Annotated in this window: 17 protein-coding genes; 3 read left to right on the top strand and 14 right to left on the bottom strand. The window is 64.9% G+C overall.

Going from position 1 to position 14,340, the window contains the following annotated elements; all coding sequences use genetic code 11:
* Positions 1 to 5: 5 nt before the first annotated feature.
* Positions 6 to 896: a sulfate ABC transporter permease subunit CysW gene (gene cysW, locus JY500_RS19430; protein ID WP_206254251.1), complete on the bottom strand. Its 891-nt coding sequence runs from the start codon at positions 894 to 896 to the stop codon at positions 6 to 8.
* On the bottom strand, positions 896 to 1,726 hold the full coding sequence (cysT, locus tag JY500_RS19435) for a sulfate ABC transporter permease subunit CysT (protein WP_206254252.1): 831 nt from the start codon (positions 1,724 to 1,726) through the stop codon (positions 896 to 898). Before cysT ends, cysW begins: the two co-directional genes overlap by 1 nt.
* A gap of 322 nt (positions 1,727 to 2,048) precedes the next feature.
* Here cysT and JY500_RS19440 point away from each other — a divergent pair, with 322 nt between their 5' ends.
* Genes JY500_RS19440 through JY500_RS19450 form a run of 3 tightly spaced genes read left to right on the top strand, consistent with a single transcriptional unit; the run spans position 2,049 to position 3,463 of the window.
* Positions 2,049 to 2,342: a DUF2325 domain-containing protein gene (locus JY500_RS19440; protein WP_172196574.1), complete on the top strand. Its 294-nt coding sequence runs from the start codon at positions 2,049 to 2,051 to the stop codon at positions 2,340 to 2,342.
* A gap of 5 nt (positions 2,343 to 2,347) precedes the next feature.
* Positions 2,348 to 2,650, top strand: coding sequence for a hypothetical protein (locus tag JY500_RS19445; protein ID WP_206254253.1), 303 nt, complete (start codon positions 2,348 to 2,350; stop codon positions 2,648 to 2,650).
* A 6-nt stretch (positions 2,651 to 2,656) separates the two neighbouring features.
* Complete coding sequence (locus JY500_RS19450; RefSeq protein ID WP_206254254.1) at positions 2,657 to 3,463, top strand: class II glutamine amidotransferase; 807 nt, start codon at positions 2,657 to 2,659, stop codon at positions 3,461 to 3,463.
* Between the two features lie 54 nt (positions 3,464 to 3,517).
* Here JY500_RS19450 and JY500_RS19455 read toward each other — a convergent pair whose 3' ends face one another.
* The 12 genes from JY500_RS19455 to cysK all read right to left on the bottom strand — a co-directional run bounded on the left by JY500_RS19455 (position 3,518) and on the right by cysK (position 14,331).
* Entirely contained in the window at positions 3,518 to 4,147 is a 630-nt protein-coding gene (locus JY500_RS19455) for an RBBP9/YdeN family alpha/beta hydrolase (RefSeq protein WP_206254255.1), read from the bottom strand.
* A gap of 42 nt (positions 4,148 to 4,189) precedes the next feature.
* A complete protein-coding gene (locus tag JY500_RS19460; protein ID WP_172196566.1) occupies positions 4,190 to 4,405 on the bottom strand; it encodes a TOBE domain-containing protein in 216 nt (71 codons plus the stop codon).
* Positions 4,406 to 4,427: 22 nt separating this feature from the next.
* A complete protein-coding gene (locus tag JY500_RS19465; RefSeq protein ID WP_206254256.1) occupies positions 4,428 to 5,279 on the bottom strand; it encodes an ATP-binding cassette domain-containing protein in 852 nt (283 codons plus the stop codon).
* 13 nt (positions 5,280 to 5,292) lie between these two features.
* Positions 5,293 to 6,075 (bottom strand): aliphatic sulfonate ABC transporter permease SsuC, encoded by a 783-nt coding sequence (gene ssuC, locus JY500_RS19470; protein WP_206254257.1) that lies wholly within the window; start codon positions 6,073 to 6,075, stop codon positions 5,293 to 5,295.
* A 7-nt stretch (positions 6,076 to 6,082) separates the two neighbouring features.
* Positions 6,083 to 7,255 carry an FMNH2-dependent alkanesulfonate monooxygenase gene (gene ssuD / locus JY500_RS19475; RefSeq protein WP_206254258.1) on the bottom strand — a complete coding sequence of 391 codons (1,173 nt, stop codon included), beginning with the start codon at positions 7,253 to 7,255 and terminating at the stop codon, positions 6,083 to 6,085.
* Positions 7,256 to 7,287: 32 nt separating this feature from the next.
* The gene (locus JY500_RS19480) at positions 7,288 to 8,253 is read right to left on the bottom strand and encodes a sulfonate ABC transporter substrate-binding protein (RefSeq protein ID WP_206254259.1); all 966 of its coding nucleotides are present in this window, start codon (positions 8,251 to 8,253) and stop codon (positions 7,288 to 7,290) included.
* 77 nt (positions 8,254 to 8,330) lie between these two features.
* Positions 8,331 to 8,927: an NADPH-dependent FMN reductase gene (gene ssuE / locus JY500_RS19485; RefSeq protein WP_206254260.1), complete on the bottom strand. Its 597-nt coding sequence runs from the start codon at positions 8,925 to 8,927 to the stop codon at positions 8,331 to 8,333.
* Between the two features lie 298 nt (positions 8,928 to 9,225).
* A complete protein-coding gene (locus JY500_RS19490) occupies positions 9,226 to 11,082 on the bottom strand; it encodes a family 2A encapsulin nanocompartment cargo protein cysteine desulfurase (RefSeq protein WP_206254261.1) in 1,857 nt (618 codons plus the stop codon).
* A complete protein-coding gene (locus JY500_RS19495) occupies positions 11,057 to 11,986 on the bottom strand; it encodes a family 2A encapsulin nanocompartment shell protein (RefSeq protein WP_172196552.1) in 930 nt (309 codons plus the stop codon). The genes JY500_RS19490 and JY500_RS19495 overlap by 26 nt, the downstream gene beginning before the upstream one ends.
* A 99-nt stretch (positions 11,987 to 12,085) precedes the next feature.
* Positions 12,086 to 12,352, bottom strand: a complete 267-nt coding sequence (locus JY500_RS19500) for a helix-turn-helix domain-containing protein (RefSeq protein ID WP_172196550.1) — start codon at positions 12,350 to 12,352, stop codon at positions 12,086 to 12,088.
* Positions 12,336 to 13,298, bottom strand: a complete 963-nt coding sequence (gene epsC, locus JY500_RS19505) for a serine O-acetyltransferase EpsC (protein ID WP_206254262.1) — start codon at positions 13,296 to 13,298, stop codon at positions 12,336 to 12,338. Before epsC ends, JY500_RS19500 begins: the two co-directional genes overlap by 17 nt.
* A gap of 58 nt (positions 13,299 to 13,356) precedes the next feature.
* Positions 13,357 to 14,331, bottom strand: a complete 975-nt coding sequence (gene cysK / locus JY500_RS19510) for a cysteine synthase A (protein ID WP_206254263.1) — start codon at positions 14,329 to 14,331, stop codon at positions 13,357 to 13,359.
* Positions 14,332 to 14,340 lie beyond the last annotated feature (9 nt).

The following is a 14,340-nucleotide window of genomic DNA, read 5'->3' on the forward strand; positions in this document are numbered from 1 at the left end:
TGCACTTACTCCGGACGCAGGTCGTCGCTCGCCGCCCGTGCGGCTTGCCATTCAACCCAGGATTTGATGACGAGGGTGACCAACGCCAGCATCGCGAGCAGCGACGCCACCGCGAAGGCCGCGGAGAGCTGGTACTCGTTGTAGAGAATCTCGATATGCAGCGGCAGCGTGTTGGTGTAGCCACGGATATGGCCCGACACCACCGACACCGCGCCGAACTCGCCCATCGCGCGGGCGTTGCACAGCACCACGCCGTAGATCAGGCCCCACTTGATGTTGGGCAGCGTGACATGCCAGAAGGTCTGCCAGCCCGATGCGCCAAGCACGATCGCGGCCTCCTCCTCTTCCCTGCCCTGCGCCTGCATCAGCGGAATCAGTTCGCGCGCGACGAACGGGAAGGTGACGAAGATGGTCGCGAGCACGATGCCCGGCACCGCGAAGATGATCTTGACGTTGTGATCGGCAAACCAGGTGCCGAACCAGCCATGGGTGCTGAAGATCAGCACATAGATCAGGCCTGCGATCACCGGCGAGACCGAGAACGGCAGGTCGATCAGCGTGATCAGGAACTGCTTGCCGCGGAACTCGAAGCGCGCGATCGCCCATGCGGCGGCGACGCCGAACACCAGGTTCAGGGGCACCGCAATCGCGGCCGCGAGCAAAGTGAGCGTTACGGCCGATAGCGCATCGGGCTCCACCAGTGCGGCCAGATAAGCATCCCAGCCTTTTTTGAGCCCCTCGACGAACACGGTGGCCAGCGGTAACAGCAGGAAGAGCGAGAAGAACAGCAGCGAGACGGCGATGATCGTCCACTTCACCCAGGCGGATTCGCGCGTTGCCGGGTTGTCCTCATAGTGCCGCGGTGCGGCGTGCAGATTGAGTGTGACGGTGCTCATCAGCCCACCCTCCCGATGCGGCGCGCGCTCCAGGCCTGCAGGTTGTTGATCAGGAACAGCAACGCGAACGACACCACCAGCATCACCGCGGCGATCGCAGTGGCCCCGGCGTAGTCGTACTGCTCAAGCTTGGTGATGATCATCAGCGGCGTGATCTCGGAGACCAGCGGAATGTTGCCGGCGATGAAGATCACCGAGCCGTATTCACCCACCGCGCGCGCAAAGGCCAGCGCGAAGCCGGTCAGGAGTGCCGGCAGCAGCAAGGGCAGCAGCACCTTGCGGAACACCTGCCAGCGCTGCGCCCCCAGCGAAGTGGCCGCCTCTTCGATTTCGGTCTCCAGGTCTTCCAGCACCGGTTGCACAGTGCGCACGACGAAGGGCAAGCCGATGAAGGTGAGTGCCAGCAGCACGCCCAAGGGGGTGTAGGCGATCTTGATGTCGTAGGGCGCCAGCAGCGCACCGACCCAACCCTTGGGCGAGTAGATCGTCGCGAGCGCGATACCCGCCACCGCGGTCGGCAGCGCGAAGGGCAGATCGACCAGCGCATCGACGATGCGCTTGCCCGGAAAGCGATAGCGCACCAGCGCCCAGGCGAGCAGGAAACCGAAAACGGTGTTGATCGTGGCCGCCAGCAGCGAGGCGCCGAAGGTCAGCCGATACGAAGCGAGCACGCGGGGCGCGGTGGTTGCCTCCCAGAACTGGGTGAGCGTGAGCGTGGCCGATTTGGCAAACACCGCAAAGAGCGGGATCAGCACGATCACCGACAGGTAGAACAAGGTGTAGCCCAGCGACAGGCCAAAGCCGGGCAGCACGCGGCGGGCGGCACTCATGGCCGGCTCCGTGGCTGTTCGGCTGCAGATGGCGCGCTTGCTGCGCGCTCGTATCGGATCTTCATGAACGGATGCTCCGTATCGGGGAGCACCGAGTCTATGGGTGCAGCCTTAGAAGGCTAAACAATAAAAACTCAATTCCATATGCGGATTCGCGCGTAAGCGCTCAGGCGGATTCGCGCGTAGGCGCTCTGGCAGATTCGAGCGAATAGCCGCGCCTGCGGCAACACGGCCATCGCGCATAAGCACTTCAGAATTCCTTGGTTGGGCAGCCAAGGCGGGCGCCGTAGATTGAGGTCACCTCAATCGCCGGAGAAGCAAGATGACTGCACTCATCGTCGGCGGCGACCGGGTCGCCCCGTTGGCCCGCAGCCTGGCCGCTGCGGGTTACCCCGATGTGCGCCACTGGAGCGGGCGCAAGCCGGGCGAGCTGCACCACCGCCTGCCGCCCAGCACCCGTCTGGTGGTGGTGGTGGTCGACCAGATCAACCACATGATGGCCAGCCGCATCCGCGCGGGCGCCCAGGCGCAGGGCGTGCCGATCGTGTTCTGTCAGCGCTCACGCACCCAGCTCGACGCCGAGCTGCGTCGAATGCAGCTGGCGCAAGCTGCCTGAGACCCATGCGTGCCGCACTCACGACCCGACAGATCAACGCCATCCGTGCGGCCCTGGGCAAGCACAGCTTCACGCCGCTGGAGGTGGCCCAGCTCGACTACCACGTGATCCGCCATACACAAGGCCTGGGGCCAAAGAGCATCGCCGGCATCCGGCAGTGGTTGCTCGAAGCCGGCCAGGCCGTGGGCCACTGGCAACACGACGACGGCCACTCGCAGCGCGAGCGGCGGCGCGCTCAGCGCATCGCCCAGGCGATCGCGCTGCTCGAACGGCATGGTTACAGCGTGATCGAACCGCGGAAGGGCTGACGCAGCATGTGCCAGTTGCTCGGAGTAAGTGCGCGCAAACCCGTCTCCGCGGCCTTCGCGCTTCAGGGCTTCCTGCTGCGCGGCGGCGAAACCGATCAGCATGCCGACGGCTGGGGCATCGGCTACTACCAGGGCGAGCATGCCCGCATGCTGCGCGAAGCCCGCGCGGCAGCACATTCAGGACTCGCACTTCGCATCCGCGAGCAGCAGATCCGTTCGCGCAACTTCATCGTGCATGTACGCAAGGCAACGCGTGGCGGTATTGCCGAGCGCAACTGTCACCCCTTCCGCCGTGAGCTGTGGGGGCGTAGCTGGCTGTTTGCGCACAACGGCGATCTCGGCTCTGCGCTGCCATGGGCCCACGGACTCTTCCAGCCGATAGGCGAGACCGATAGCGAGCGCGCGTTCTGCCTGCTGTTGAACCAATTGGTCGATCGCTTTGGTCTGCGTCGGCCACCCGACGATGTGCTGGATGCTGCGATAAGCGCCGCGGCGGACCGGCTCGCGCAGCATGGCAGCTTCAACTTCCTGCTGAGCGACGGCAACCGGCTCTATGCCCGCTGCGCCACGCAGCTATTCCATGTCGAGCGCCGCTACCCCTTCGCGCAGGTGGAACTGATCGACTGTGGCCAACAGATCGACCTGGCACGGCACAACCATCTGGACGACCGCATCAGCGTGATCGCAACGCAGCCGCTGACGCGCGGGGAAACCTGGCACGCATTCGCGCCAGGTGAAACAAAGATCTTCGTCCGGGGTGCCGAGCAAACCACCCAGGCCGCGGCCACGCCACGCCCGCTGATCTACGCCTGAACGTCAGCGAGCGGCATCGCGCGCCACGCCTGGCAGCGTCGCTCCGCGCAAAGGTCACGCAGTCCCAAGGTACTTCGCCCAGTCGAACTGCGTGCGGCGACTCTCGCCGCGTTTCCGACGCGACGATGGCGGCGCATCGCCGCCATCGAGGGGACCAAGAGGGAAATCACCGTGCGAGCGGCGCAGCAGGTTGAAGATGTCCAACCCGTCGGGCCATGGCCCGTGCCCCGAGTCGACGTTGATATGCCCGGCCGCACCGATATTCACGAAGCGGCTACCCCAGCGATCGGCCAGCCAGGCGGCGCGCATGACGCGCACCCACGGGTCGTTGGTACTCGCAACAACAACACTGGGGAAACCCAGCGGTTCGTCGGGTAGCGCCTCACTCAGACCGAACTTGTCCGGGTCGGCCGGCGCCACCAGCATGGCGCCCGCAATCCTTTCACGATAGGCCTGTGCCACATGCGCGGTCGCGAGGCAACCGAAGCTGTGCGCGACGATCCAGACATGGCCACGCGCACGGTCCAGTTCCTGCCTCAGACTGCCCGCCCAGCGCGCCAGGTTGGGTTCATCCCAGTTCGACTGCTCGACCCGGATGCTGCCTTCGACCTGGCGTTCGAACCAGCTCTGCCAATGCGCCGGCCCGCTGCCATGCAGGCCGGGCACCACGAGTACGGTAGACATGGATACCTCCTTGCGTCGCGGCCCCCGCCACGGTGCGCTGACCTACAGCGTCGCGATCGACACTTCGGTGGACTTCACCAGCGCGACAACTTCGGAGCCGATCTTCAACCCCAACTCGTCGACCGAGCGCGTCGTGATCACCGAGGTGACGATACCCGACGGGGTCTCGACATCCACTTCGCTGACAACATCGCCGCGCACGATCTCCTTCACCTTGCCACGGAACTGGTTACGTACGTTGATCGCTTGAATGGTCATTTTGCTCTCCTGTTGAATCGGTTTAGATGGCCCAGCGGACCTGATTGACCGTGCGTTGCAGCGACACGTCGCCAACCTGCTCCGGCTCCGCCACGGGTTCCGCTGGCGGTTGCTGCAACACCTTGCGCAGCAGATAGTCCTCGAGTGCCGCAAAACGCGGGCTGCCCCGCTCGCGCGGGCGCGCGAGATCGACAGACAAGTCGAGCGTGATGTGGCCCTCGTCGATCAGCACAACGCGATCGGCCAGAGCGATCGCTTCGGCCACGTCGTGCGTAACCAGCAGCGCAGTGAAGCCACGCTCACGCCAAAGCCATTCGATCAGTGCGTGCATTTCAATGCGCGTCAGCGCGTCGAGCGCACCGAGCGGTTCGTCGAGCAGCAGTAGGCGCGGGCTATGGACCAGGGCTCGCGCCAGCGCAACCCGCTGCCGCTGCCCGCCCGAGAGCCTCGCTGGCCATTCGTCGGCGCGCTCGGCGAGCCCGACTTGTGCGAGCACCTCACGCGCCTTGCCCAGCTCGGTGTCCGGCAGGCCGAGTGCGACGTTGTCGATGACGCGCTTCCAAGGCAGCAGGCGCGAGTCCTGGAACATGATGCGGGTATCGCCGCGGGCGTCGCGCTGTTCGCCACCGAAGCGGATCTCGCCCGCGGTCTTGTCGTCGAGGCCTGCGACCAGCCGCAGCAACGTGCTCTTGCCACATCCGCTGCGCCCGACGATCGCGACGAACTCGCCCGGGGCGACGTTCAAGCTCAAGCGGTGCAGCACCTCGCGCTCGCCAAACCGTTTGACGACCTGCTCGATCTGCAGCGGAATGCCGCCGGCCGCACCCCTTGCCCGTTGGGCCACAGCACGGGTTTCCTGAGAATCAATCTGCATATGCGTGCTCCGCTCAAACGGGTTGATAGCCGGGGTGCCAGCGCAACCAGCTGCGCTCTAGCGCACGTGCCAGCACATCCGCCAGCTTGCCGAGCAGCGCGTAGAGCAGGATGCCGACCAGCACCACATCGGTCTGGAGGAACTCGCGCGCGTTCATCGTCATGTAGCCGATACCCGCGTTCGCCGAAATCGTCTCGGCCACGATCAGCAGCACCCACATCAGGCCGAGCGAAAAGCGCACACCGACCAGGATCGACGCGACTGCGCCGGGCAGGATCACATGCCGGTACAGCTGCCACCCGGATAGCCCGTAACTCTTGGCCATCTCGATCAGCGCCGGGTCGACCGAGCGGATGCCGTGAAAGGTATTGAGGTACACCGGGAAGAACACGCCCACCGCCACGAGGAACAGCTTGGCCGCTTCGTCGATGCCGAACCACAGGATCACCAGCGGGATCAGTGCCAGCGGCGGGATGTTGCGCAGCATCTGCAGGCTGGTATCGAGCAGGGTTTCGAGTTTGCGGAAGCTGCCGGTCGCGAGCCCGAGCGCCAGGCCCAACCCGCCGCCGATGGCGAAGCCGAGCAAGGCCCGGCGGGTGCTGACGAGGACATGACTCAGCAACTCGCCCGACGAAGCCAGCCGGATCGTTGCACGCAAGATATCGAGCGGTGCCGGCAGCACGCGGCTGGAGATCAGCCCCGTCTGCGCCGCAACTTGCCACGCCACCAGCAACAGCACTGGCGGCAGCCACGGCTGCAAAGCCTGCGTACGGCGGCTCACTTTCAGAGTACTCATCGCGCCCTCAGCTTTGCGATGCCTTCGGCACGAAGTGGTTGGCCACCACCTCGCCGAACGGCCCGGTCAAACTGCCACCGGGCAGCGTTTGATTCGGTGCGCCGTGCTCAAGCGGCAGCAGCGGGAAGACCAGCTCCGCGAAGCGATAGGCTTCTTCTAGATGCGGGTAGCCAGAGAGAATGAAGGCCTCTGCGCCGACATCCTGGTATTCCTTCAGCTTCGCGGCGACCTGCTGGGGGTTGCCGACGATCGCTGTGCCTGCACCTCCCCGCACAAGCCCGACACCGGCCCACAGGTTGGGGCTGATTTCCAGGTCTGCGCGGGTGCGGCCCCGTCCAGCGCCGTGCAGCTCCGCCATGCGCCGCTGGCCAACCGAATCCATCCGCGCCAGCGCAGCCTGCGCGGTCGCAACGGTGTCGTCGTCCAGCCGGCTGATCAGGCGCTCGGCATCGGCCCAAGCCTCTTCTTCGGTCTCGCGCACGATCACATGCAGGCGCACACCAAACTTCACGGTGCGGCCGCGCTTGGCGGCGCGTGCACGCACATCGGCAAACTTCTTCGCAACCTCCTCGGGCGGTTCCCCCCAGGTCAGGTAGGTTTCAACCTGCTCGGCGGCGAGCTCGTGAGCCGGCTCCGACGAACCGCCAAACCACACCGGCGGGTGCGGCTTCTGCACCGGCGGATAGAGCAACTTCGCGCCCTGGACTCGCAGATGCTTGCCCTCGAAGTCGTAGCTTTCGCCATCGTGACTGCGAGTGATGATCTCGCGCCAGATGCGGATGAATTCGGCCGATGCTGCGTAGCGCTCGGCATGCGACTCGAACAGACCATCACCCGCAAGCTCGTTGGGGTCGCCGCCGGTCACCAGATTCACCAGCAGGCGCCCGCCGGAGAGGCGGTCAAACGTCGCTGCCATGCGCGCCGCAAGGGCGGGCTGCGTCAGCCCCGGTCGCAGCGCAACGAGAAAACGCAGTTGCTTCGTCGCTGCGATCAAGCTCGATGTGACGACCCAGGGGTCTTCGCACGAGCGGCCCGTCGGCGTCAGCACGCCGTAGTAGCCGAGCCGGTCGGCCGCCTGCGCGATCTGCTGCAGGTAGTCCAGATCGACGCTGCGGGCGCCCTCGCTGGTACCCAGATAACGGCTGTCGCCGTGAGTGGGCAGGAACCAGAAGATCTTCATGGCGTTCATTCCTGTCTGCGATGACTTCGCGCTCAGCGACGCGCCGGCAGCGTGGCGTCCTTGACCTGGATTGCCTTCGGAATCAGCTTCAGGTCGTAGAAGGTATCGGCGAGCTTCTGCTGCTCGGCCAGCACTGCGTCGTCAATCGGCCTCACGCTCAGGTTGTAGCGGTTCAGTGCCTGTTCGATCACGGCCGGATCCAGCCCCTGCAGCGTCGTCAGCTGCGCCGCTGCAGCACGCGTGTCCTTCTTGATCTGCTGGCCGAGCTTGTGCGCTTCATCGAAGAGGATGCGGATCACGTCGGCACGCTTTTCGGCGAATTCGCGTTCGGCCAGGAAGAAGGCGTGGTTATTAACGACGCCCTGCCCGTCCGCGAGGATGCGGGCATCGACCTGCTTCTCGGCTGCGGACTGGAACGGCTCCCAGATCACCCAGGCATCGATCGCACCACGCTCGAAGGCGGCACGCGCGTCAGCCGGCGGCAGGAAGACGGGCTGGACGTCGCTGTACTTCAGGCCGTGCTTTTCGAGCAGCTTGACCAGCAGGTAGTGCACGTTCGAGCCCTTGTTGAGCCCGATCTTCTTGCCTTTCAGATCGGTAACGCTGCATATCGGGGAGGCCTTGGGCACAAGCACCGCTTCGGCTGCCGGCGCAGGCAGTTCGTAGCCGACGTAGACAAAGTTCGCACCCGCGGCCTGCGCGAAGATTGGCGGCGCCTCACCGACGTAGCCAAAGTCGATCGAGCCGACGTTCAAGCCTTCGAGCAACTGCGGCCCTGCGGGAAACTCGACCCACTTGATCTCCAGTCCCTTGCCCGCGAGCTGCTTCTCGACGGTGCCCTGCGCCTTCAGCAAGGACAGCACGCTGGCGGACTTCTGGAAGCCGATGCGCAGCAGTTTTGGGTTGTATTCCGCAAGCGTGGCCGGCGCGACGAGTGCGGCGGCCAGCGCCAGGCTGGCCGTGGCAAATTGGCGACGATACTGATTGAAGACGGACATTCGGATTCTCCGTAGTACTGGGTAAGGATGTGTGCGCGCCTGCACCGGCGCGACTCGTTCGAATTCGAAGGGGGCGCTCAGGCGCTGCAACGCGCCGGCGAGAAACGCATGAACCCGTTCGACGCGTTCAGCTTGGCAAGGCGGGGTGACGCACCAAGGTGCTGCGCCAGTGCGTTGACGCCGTCGTCCAGCCGCGCCGCAAGCGCCGGTGCGAGCTGCAGCCCGCCGCCGGAATCGCTGCCGATTTCGCTGTCCAGCGCAAACACAGCCCGGCCGATCTGCGCGGCCGAGAGGCTCGCCAACACCGGGCGCAGCGCATAGTCGATCGCCAGCGCATGCGCGAGGCTGCCGCCGGATGCAATCGGCCATACGAACTTGCCCTCGAAACCGCGCTGCGGCAGCAGATCGAGAAAGGTTTTCAGCAGGCCGCTGTAGGCTGCCTTGTAGATCGGCGTCGCCAGCACGATCGCACTTGCGTCGGCCACCGCGTCGAGCGCAGCAACGACCGCCGGGTGGCTGCGATCGGCCAGCAGCAGCGCTTCAGCCGGCAGGCTACGCAGCGACAGCGTCGCGACGTCCAGTTCGGCGGCCTCAATGGCGTTGCCGACATGGGCCAGCAGCTTCGCTGAACGCGAATCAGCTGATGGACTGCCTGCGATGGTCAAGATGCTCACGTTGCTTTCTCCTTGGTGAATCCCGCCCGACGAAGCGGACCTCGCAAACGGAAAACACCGCTGCGGAGTCCGCAATCTAGGCAATGCGGCGCGCATCGCGAACCAAGGAATTCAGCGAAGCATTTCACCCTTCTTCTGCATTGCGTATTCAACGGCCGCCGGTCGCGACACAGCGAGATTCATCGCCTTCGGCTTGTGACAGACGGACCGGGTGCTAACCGCGGCATCCACATCGACCTCGAGAATGAAAAAAGCCCCGTCGCCTTGCGGGCGAACGGGGCCTTACTTCTGTCGCGACTCACTGTGCGCGGTTGCTCGACAGCCGACGCACGACAGACACCAGCGCATCGACTTCAGCACAGGTGTTGTAGAACGCCAGCGACGGGCGAACTGTCGCTTCGAGCCCGAAGCGGCGCAGGATCGGCTGCGCGCAATGGTGGCCGGAGCGCACCGCAATGCCCTCGCGGTTCAACGCCTCACCCACCTCTTCGGTGCGATAGCCCGCCAGCACGAAGGACAGCACGCTGGCCTTGTCCGCGGCGGTGCCGATCAGCCGCACGCCCGGCACCGGCTTGAGTGCATGCGTCGCATACGCCAGCAGATCGTGCTCGTAGCGCGCGATGTTCTCCAGGCCGATACGCTCGACGTAATCGATCGCAGCCCCAAGACCCACTGCGTCCGCAATGTTCCCGGTACCGGCTTCGAAACGGTTGGGCGGTGGCTGGTAGATCGTGCGCTCGAAGGTGACGTCGGCAATCATGTTGCCGCCGCCCTGCCAGGGCTGCATCTTCTCGAGGATATCGCGCTTGCCGTAGACCACGCCGATGCCAGTCGGCGCGAACACCTTGTGCCCCGAGAACACGAAGAAGTCCGCATCCAGCGCCTGCACATCGACACGCATGTGCGACACGGACTGGGCGCCATCGACCAGCGCCTTGGCGCCAACGCTGTGTGCCAGCGCGACGATCTCCCGCACTGGCGTGATCGTACCCAGCGCGTTGGAGACCTGCGTGATCGCCACGATCTTGGTGCGGTCGTTGAGCAGCTTGCGGTATTCCTCGAGCAGGATCTGGCCCGAGTCGTCCACCGGGATCACGCGGATCTTCGCGCCCACCTGCGCCGCGAGCTGTTGCCAGGGCACGATGTTGGCGTGGTGCTCCAGGTTCGATACGACGATCTCGTCACCGGCACCGACGTTCTGCACACCCCAGGTCTTCGCGACGAGGTTGATCGCCTCGGTCGCGCCGCGCACGAAGATCACCTCTTCCACCGAACTGGCGCCGATGAATCTGGCGACCTTCTTTCGCGCACCCTCGTAGGCATCCGTCGCCCGCGCGGCCAGCTCATGCGCAGCGCGGTGGATGTTGGAGTTTTCGTGCGCGTAGAAGTACGCCAGCCGGTCGATCACCGCCTGCGGCTTGTGTGTAGTCGCAGCGTTGTCGAACCAGATCAGCTGCTTGCCGTTGACACGCTCCTGCAGGATCGGGAAGTCGCGGCGGACGGCATTGACGTCGAACGGCGGATGCCCGCTCGGCTGTACCTGCGGCGGCTCCTGCGGCAATGCCACATGATCGACGAAGTAGTAGCCAGGCGCGCTGCGTGCTGCTTCCGGCGAAACCGCTCGCGGCGAATCGGTCCCTGCGAGCAGCGCACGCAGTTCGGATTCACCGGGCAAGCCGAAGGACTGGGCGGTAACACGGTCATCCCGCGGCACTTCGACCTGAGGCTGTGCGCCGAGCGTCTGTGCGTCACCCAGAAAGTAGTACGGCGAGGTCGGCGGCGTTGCGCTTGCGACTTGCGGCGGCGTGACCGACGGCAGCGCGGCGGCGTAAGCCTCCGGCACACCGAGCGACGCTCCACCAGCACGACCAGCGACTGGTGACGCCTCGGGCAACGACTCCGGAATACCGGTCGGCGCGGCCGCCGAGGGCGCGAACGTCGGTGCGCGAGCTGCCAGATCGAGCCGGGGCTCCGGCGCCTGCGCTTGAGTCAGCGTACTGCCACCGAAGCCGTCGAAATTCGGCGGCGTGGTACCCGGTAGCGCAGCAAAGAACTCACCCGCAAGTCGCGCGAGCGTTCCGACATCCGGCAAGCCCGGCGGCGCCGCGGGCGCAAGGCCCGCGAGCCCCTCACTTGTAGGTGTCGGGATAGTCATGGTACTTGCCGATCTCCACGTCTTCGAGCACTGCCAGCGCATCGTCCGTCAACACCGCGAGCGAGCAATACAGCGAAATCAGGTAGGACGCGATCGCATTGCGGTTGATGCCCATGAAGCGCACAGACAGGCCCGGGCTCTGTTCGCCGGCAAGGCCCGGCTGGAACAGACCAACAACGCCCTGGCGCTTTTCGCCGACGCGGATCAGCAGGATCTTGGTCTTGCCATCAACAACCGGCACCTTGTCCGATGGAATGAGCGGGATGCCACGCCAGGTCAAGAACTGCGACCCGAACAGGCTGACGGTGGGCGGCGGCACGCCACGGCGGGTGCACTCGCGGCCAAAGGCGGCAATCGCCAGCGGGTGGGTCAGGAAGAAGGCAGGCTCTTTCCAGACTTTGGTAATCAGTTCGTCCAGGTCGTCCGGCGTCGGCGCGCCGGTCAGCGTGAACACGCGCTGCTCTTCAGCGACGTTGGCGAGCAGACCGTAATCGGGGTTGTTGATCAGCTCGGATTCCTGACGTTCCTTGATCGTCTCGATCGTCAGGCGAAGCTGCTCTTTGATCTGGTCATGCGGGCTGCTGTAGAGATCCGATACGCGGGTATGGACATCGAGGATCGTCGTCACCGCATTAAGGAAGTACTCGCGCGGCTGTTCCTCGTAGTCGACGAAGGTCTGCGGCAGTTCCGATTCATCACGCTGCGAACAGGCGACTTGCACATTGGCCGGATTCTTGACCTTGTTCAGCCGGTAGATACCCGCTTCGACCGGCAGCCACTGCAGCAGATGGACCAGCCAACGCGGCGAAATTACCGACAGTTGCGGGACGGTCTTCGTGGCATTCGCCAACTGGCGGGCGGCGTTATCGCCCAGCGCGGTCGGGATGCTTTGGTGGTCAGCCATGAACGCTACTCCTTATGCAAAATCTTGAAATGAACTGCACTAAATTTCCAATCACTCACCTTGCAACACGGCCTTGACCGTCTCAACCGCCTATCGCCATCAAAAGTGTGTGTACTCGCGGGGCCGAGCCAAGGACTCACAACGCGCCATCACGATCGAGAGCCGCACACCGAAGGCGTCGGCAAGCTTTGCCGCAGTGAGAATTGAGGGCACCACATCGCCGCGCTCCACCTCACCCACGTAGGTGCGGTTGAGGTCAGCCTTCTCGGCGAGCAACTCCTGCGACCAACCACGCTCGCCACGCAGTAGCCGCACGGCGCGGCCAAAGAGGGCTGCATCGAGTGCTGTGTCAGATTCCCGCGCCATCGTTGATCACTTCCTGCCGCGTGTTAGCCTGCGTTACATGACTACCCGGTGGCACGCTGCGCGTGAGCCAGATGTTTCCGCCGATCGACGAGCCCTTGCCGATCGTGATGCGACCAAGGATGGTTGCGCCGGCGTAGATCACGACGTCGTCTTCGACCACCGGATGACGCGGGGCGCCTTTGAGCAAGTTGCCGTCCGCGTCTTGCTCGAAGCGCTTGGCGCCCAAAGTCACAGCCTGAGATAGACGCACGCGATTACCAATCACTGCCGTTTCGCCGATCACGACACCGGTGCCGTGGTCGATAAAGAAGCTTTCGCCAATCGTTGCGCCGGGATGGATGTCGATCCCTGTCTCCGAGTGTGCGATTTCCGACACGATTCGGGCGATGAGCGGCACACCCAGTCGATAGAGCTGGTGTGCCAGGCGGTGATGAATCACTGCCAGCACGCCGGGGTAGCAAAGCAGCACTTCGTCCACGCTGCGAGCTGCCGGGTCGCCGTTGAACGCTGCGGTCACGTCGGTATCGAGCAGGCGGCGCACCGCGGGCAACTGGCCGGCAAAACTGCGCACGATTTCAACCGCACGCAATTCCAGCTCGGTCGGGCTGGACGGTGCTTCACGCGCGGCGTACTTGAGCTCCAGCCGCACCTGCGCGAGCAAGCTGTTGAGGGCCGCATCCAGCGTGTGGCCGACGTAGAAGTCCTCGCTCTCCTGGCGCAGATCGGCGGGCCCGAGGCGCATCGGAAACAGCGCACCGCACAGCGCAGCGGCGATCTCGTTGAGGGCGCTGCGCGAGGGAAGCTCCCGTCCGCCGAAATCGCGCCCGCGCCGCTGCGCGGTACGCCAGGTGTCGCGAGCCTCACGCAGCCCTGCGACCACGCGATCGAGGTCCCAGTTGGGCTGCGCGCTGAGCAGATGCGCGGAAACGGTGGCCTCGTCGCTCATCGTGCAGCCCTCTTCGCTGTTGCGCGACTGCCGCCCTTCGAGGGCCGAGGACGGGCTCTCATACGGGCAACCCGCTCGCGTCGAAGACGCCGTCAAACAGGATGGAGCTCAGATAGCGCTCACCCGAATCCGGCAGCACGACCACGATCGTCTTGCCTTCGTTCTCGGGCTTCTTCGCCAGGCGGGCCGCAACGGCCGCCGCCGCGCCGCAAGAGATGCCGGAGAGGATTCCCTCCTCGCGGGCAAGGCGCCGCGCGTACTCCACCGCCTCTTCGTTGCTGACCTGCTCAATCGAGTCCACCAACGACAGATCCAGCACCTGCGGCACAAAGCCCGCGCCGATACCCTGGATCTTGTGCGGCGCAGGCTTGGGCGGCTCGCCATTGCGCGTCTGCGTCAGGACCGGGCTGGCGGCAGGCTCCACGGCAACCGACTGGATCGCCTTCTTCTGCGTACCCTTGATGTAGCGCGTTACGCCGGTGATCGTGCCGCCAGTGCCGACACCCGAGACCAGAATGTCGATCGCGCCCTCGGTGTCCTGCCAGATCTCCGGGCCCGTCGTAGCCTCGTGAATCGCCGGATTGGCCGGGTTCTTGAACTGTTGCAGCAGCACGTATTTCGGATCGGATGCAGTGATTTCCTCGGCCTTCGCGATCGCGCCACTCATGCCCTTCGCGCCTTCGGTCAGCACCAGCTTCGCACCATAGGCAAGCAGCAGCTTGCGACGCTCGATGCTCATCGTCTCAGGCATCGTCAGCGTGAGCGGAATACCGCGCGCCGCGGCGACAAACGCCAGCGCGATCCCGGTGTTGCCGCTGGTCGGTTCGACCAGCTCCTTGCCCGGCCCGAGCAGCCCACGCTTCTCGGCATCCCAGATCAGTGCTGCGCCGATGCGGCACTTAACGGAGTAGGCCGGGTTGCGGCCCTCGATCTTTGCCAGCACCGTGGCCGGCGCGCCGTCGAGGAGGCGGTTGAGTTTGACCAGCGGCGTACGTCCAATGGACAGGGAGTTATCAGCAAACCAGTTCGACATGTTGCGCTC

The organism is Niveibacterium microcysteis (genome assembly GCF_017161445.1).
Lineage (GTDB): Bacteria > Pseudomonadota > Gammaproteobacteria > Burkholderiales > Rhodocyclaceae > Niveibacterium > Niveibacterium microcysteis.

Excerpts from the sequence above, each read along its gene's own strand:
- cysW (WP_206254251.1), bottom strand. The coding sequence starts at position 896 with ATGAGCACCGTCACACTCAATCTGCACGCCGCACCGCGGCACTATGAG.
- cysT (WP_206254252.1), bottom strand. The coding sequence starts at position 1,726 with ATGAGTGCCGCCCGCCGCGTGCTGCCCGGCTTTGGCCTGTCGCTGGGC.
- JY500_RS19440 (WP_172196574.1), top strand. The coding sequence starts at position 2,049 with ATGACTGCACTCATCGTCGGCGGCGACCGGGTCGCCCCGTTGGCCCGC.
- JY500_RS19445 (WP_206254253.1), top strand. The coding sequence starts at position 2,348 with ATGCGTGCCGCACTCACGACCCGACAGATCAACGCCATCCGTGCGGCC.
- JY500_RS19450 (WP_206254254.1), top strand. The coding sequence starts at position 2,657 with ATGTGCCAGTTGCTCGGAGTAAGTGCGCGCAAACCCGTCTCCGCGGCC.
- JY500_RS19455 (WP_206254255.1), bottom strand. The coding sequence starts at position 4,147 with ATGTCTACCGTACTCGTGGTGCCCGGCCTGCATGGCAGCGGGCCGGCG.
- JY500_RS19460 (WP_172196566.1), bottom strand. The coding sequence starts at position 4,405 with ATGACCATTCAAGCGATCAACGTACGTAACCAGTTCCGTGGCAAGGTG.
- JY500_RS19465 (WP_206254256.1), bottom strand. The coding sequence starts at position 5,279 with ATGCAGATTGATTCTCAGGAAACCCGTGCTGTGGCCCAACGGGCAAGG.
- ssuC (WP_206254257.1), bottom strand. The coding sequence starts at position 6,075 with ATGAGTACTCTGAAAGTGAGCCGCCGTACGCAGGCTTTGCAGCCGTGG.
- ssuD (WP_206254258.1), bottom strand. The coding sequence starts at position 7,255 with ATGAAGATCTTCTGGTTCCTGCCCACTCACGGCGACAGCCGTTATCTG.
- JY500_RS19480 (WP_206254259.1), bottom strand. The coding sequence starts at position 8,253 with ATGTCCGTCTTCAATCAGTATCGTCGCCAATTTGCCACGGCCAGCCTG.
- JY500_RS19490 (WP_206254261.1), bottom strand. The coding sequence starts at position 11,082 with ATGACTATCCCGACACCTACAAGTGAGGGGCTCGCGGGCCTTGCGCCC.
- JY500_RS19495 (WP_172196552.1), bottom strand. The coding sequence starts at position 11,986 with ATGGCTGACCACCAAAGCATCCCGACCGCGCTGGGCGATAACGCCGCC.
- JY500_RS19500 (WP_172196550.1), bottom strand. The coding sequence starts at position 12,352 with ATGGCGCGGGAATCTGACACAGCACTCGATGCAGCCCTCTTTGGCCGC.
- epsC (WP_206254262.1), bottom strand. The coding sequence starts at position 13,298 with ATGAGCGACGAGGCCACCGTTTCCGCGCATCTGCTCAGCGCGCAGCCC.
- cysK (WP_206254263.1), bottom strand. The coding sequence starts at position 14,331 with ATGTCGAACTGGTTTGCTGATAACTCCCTGTCCATTGGACGTACGCCG.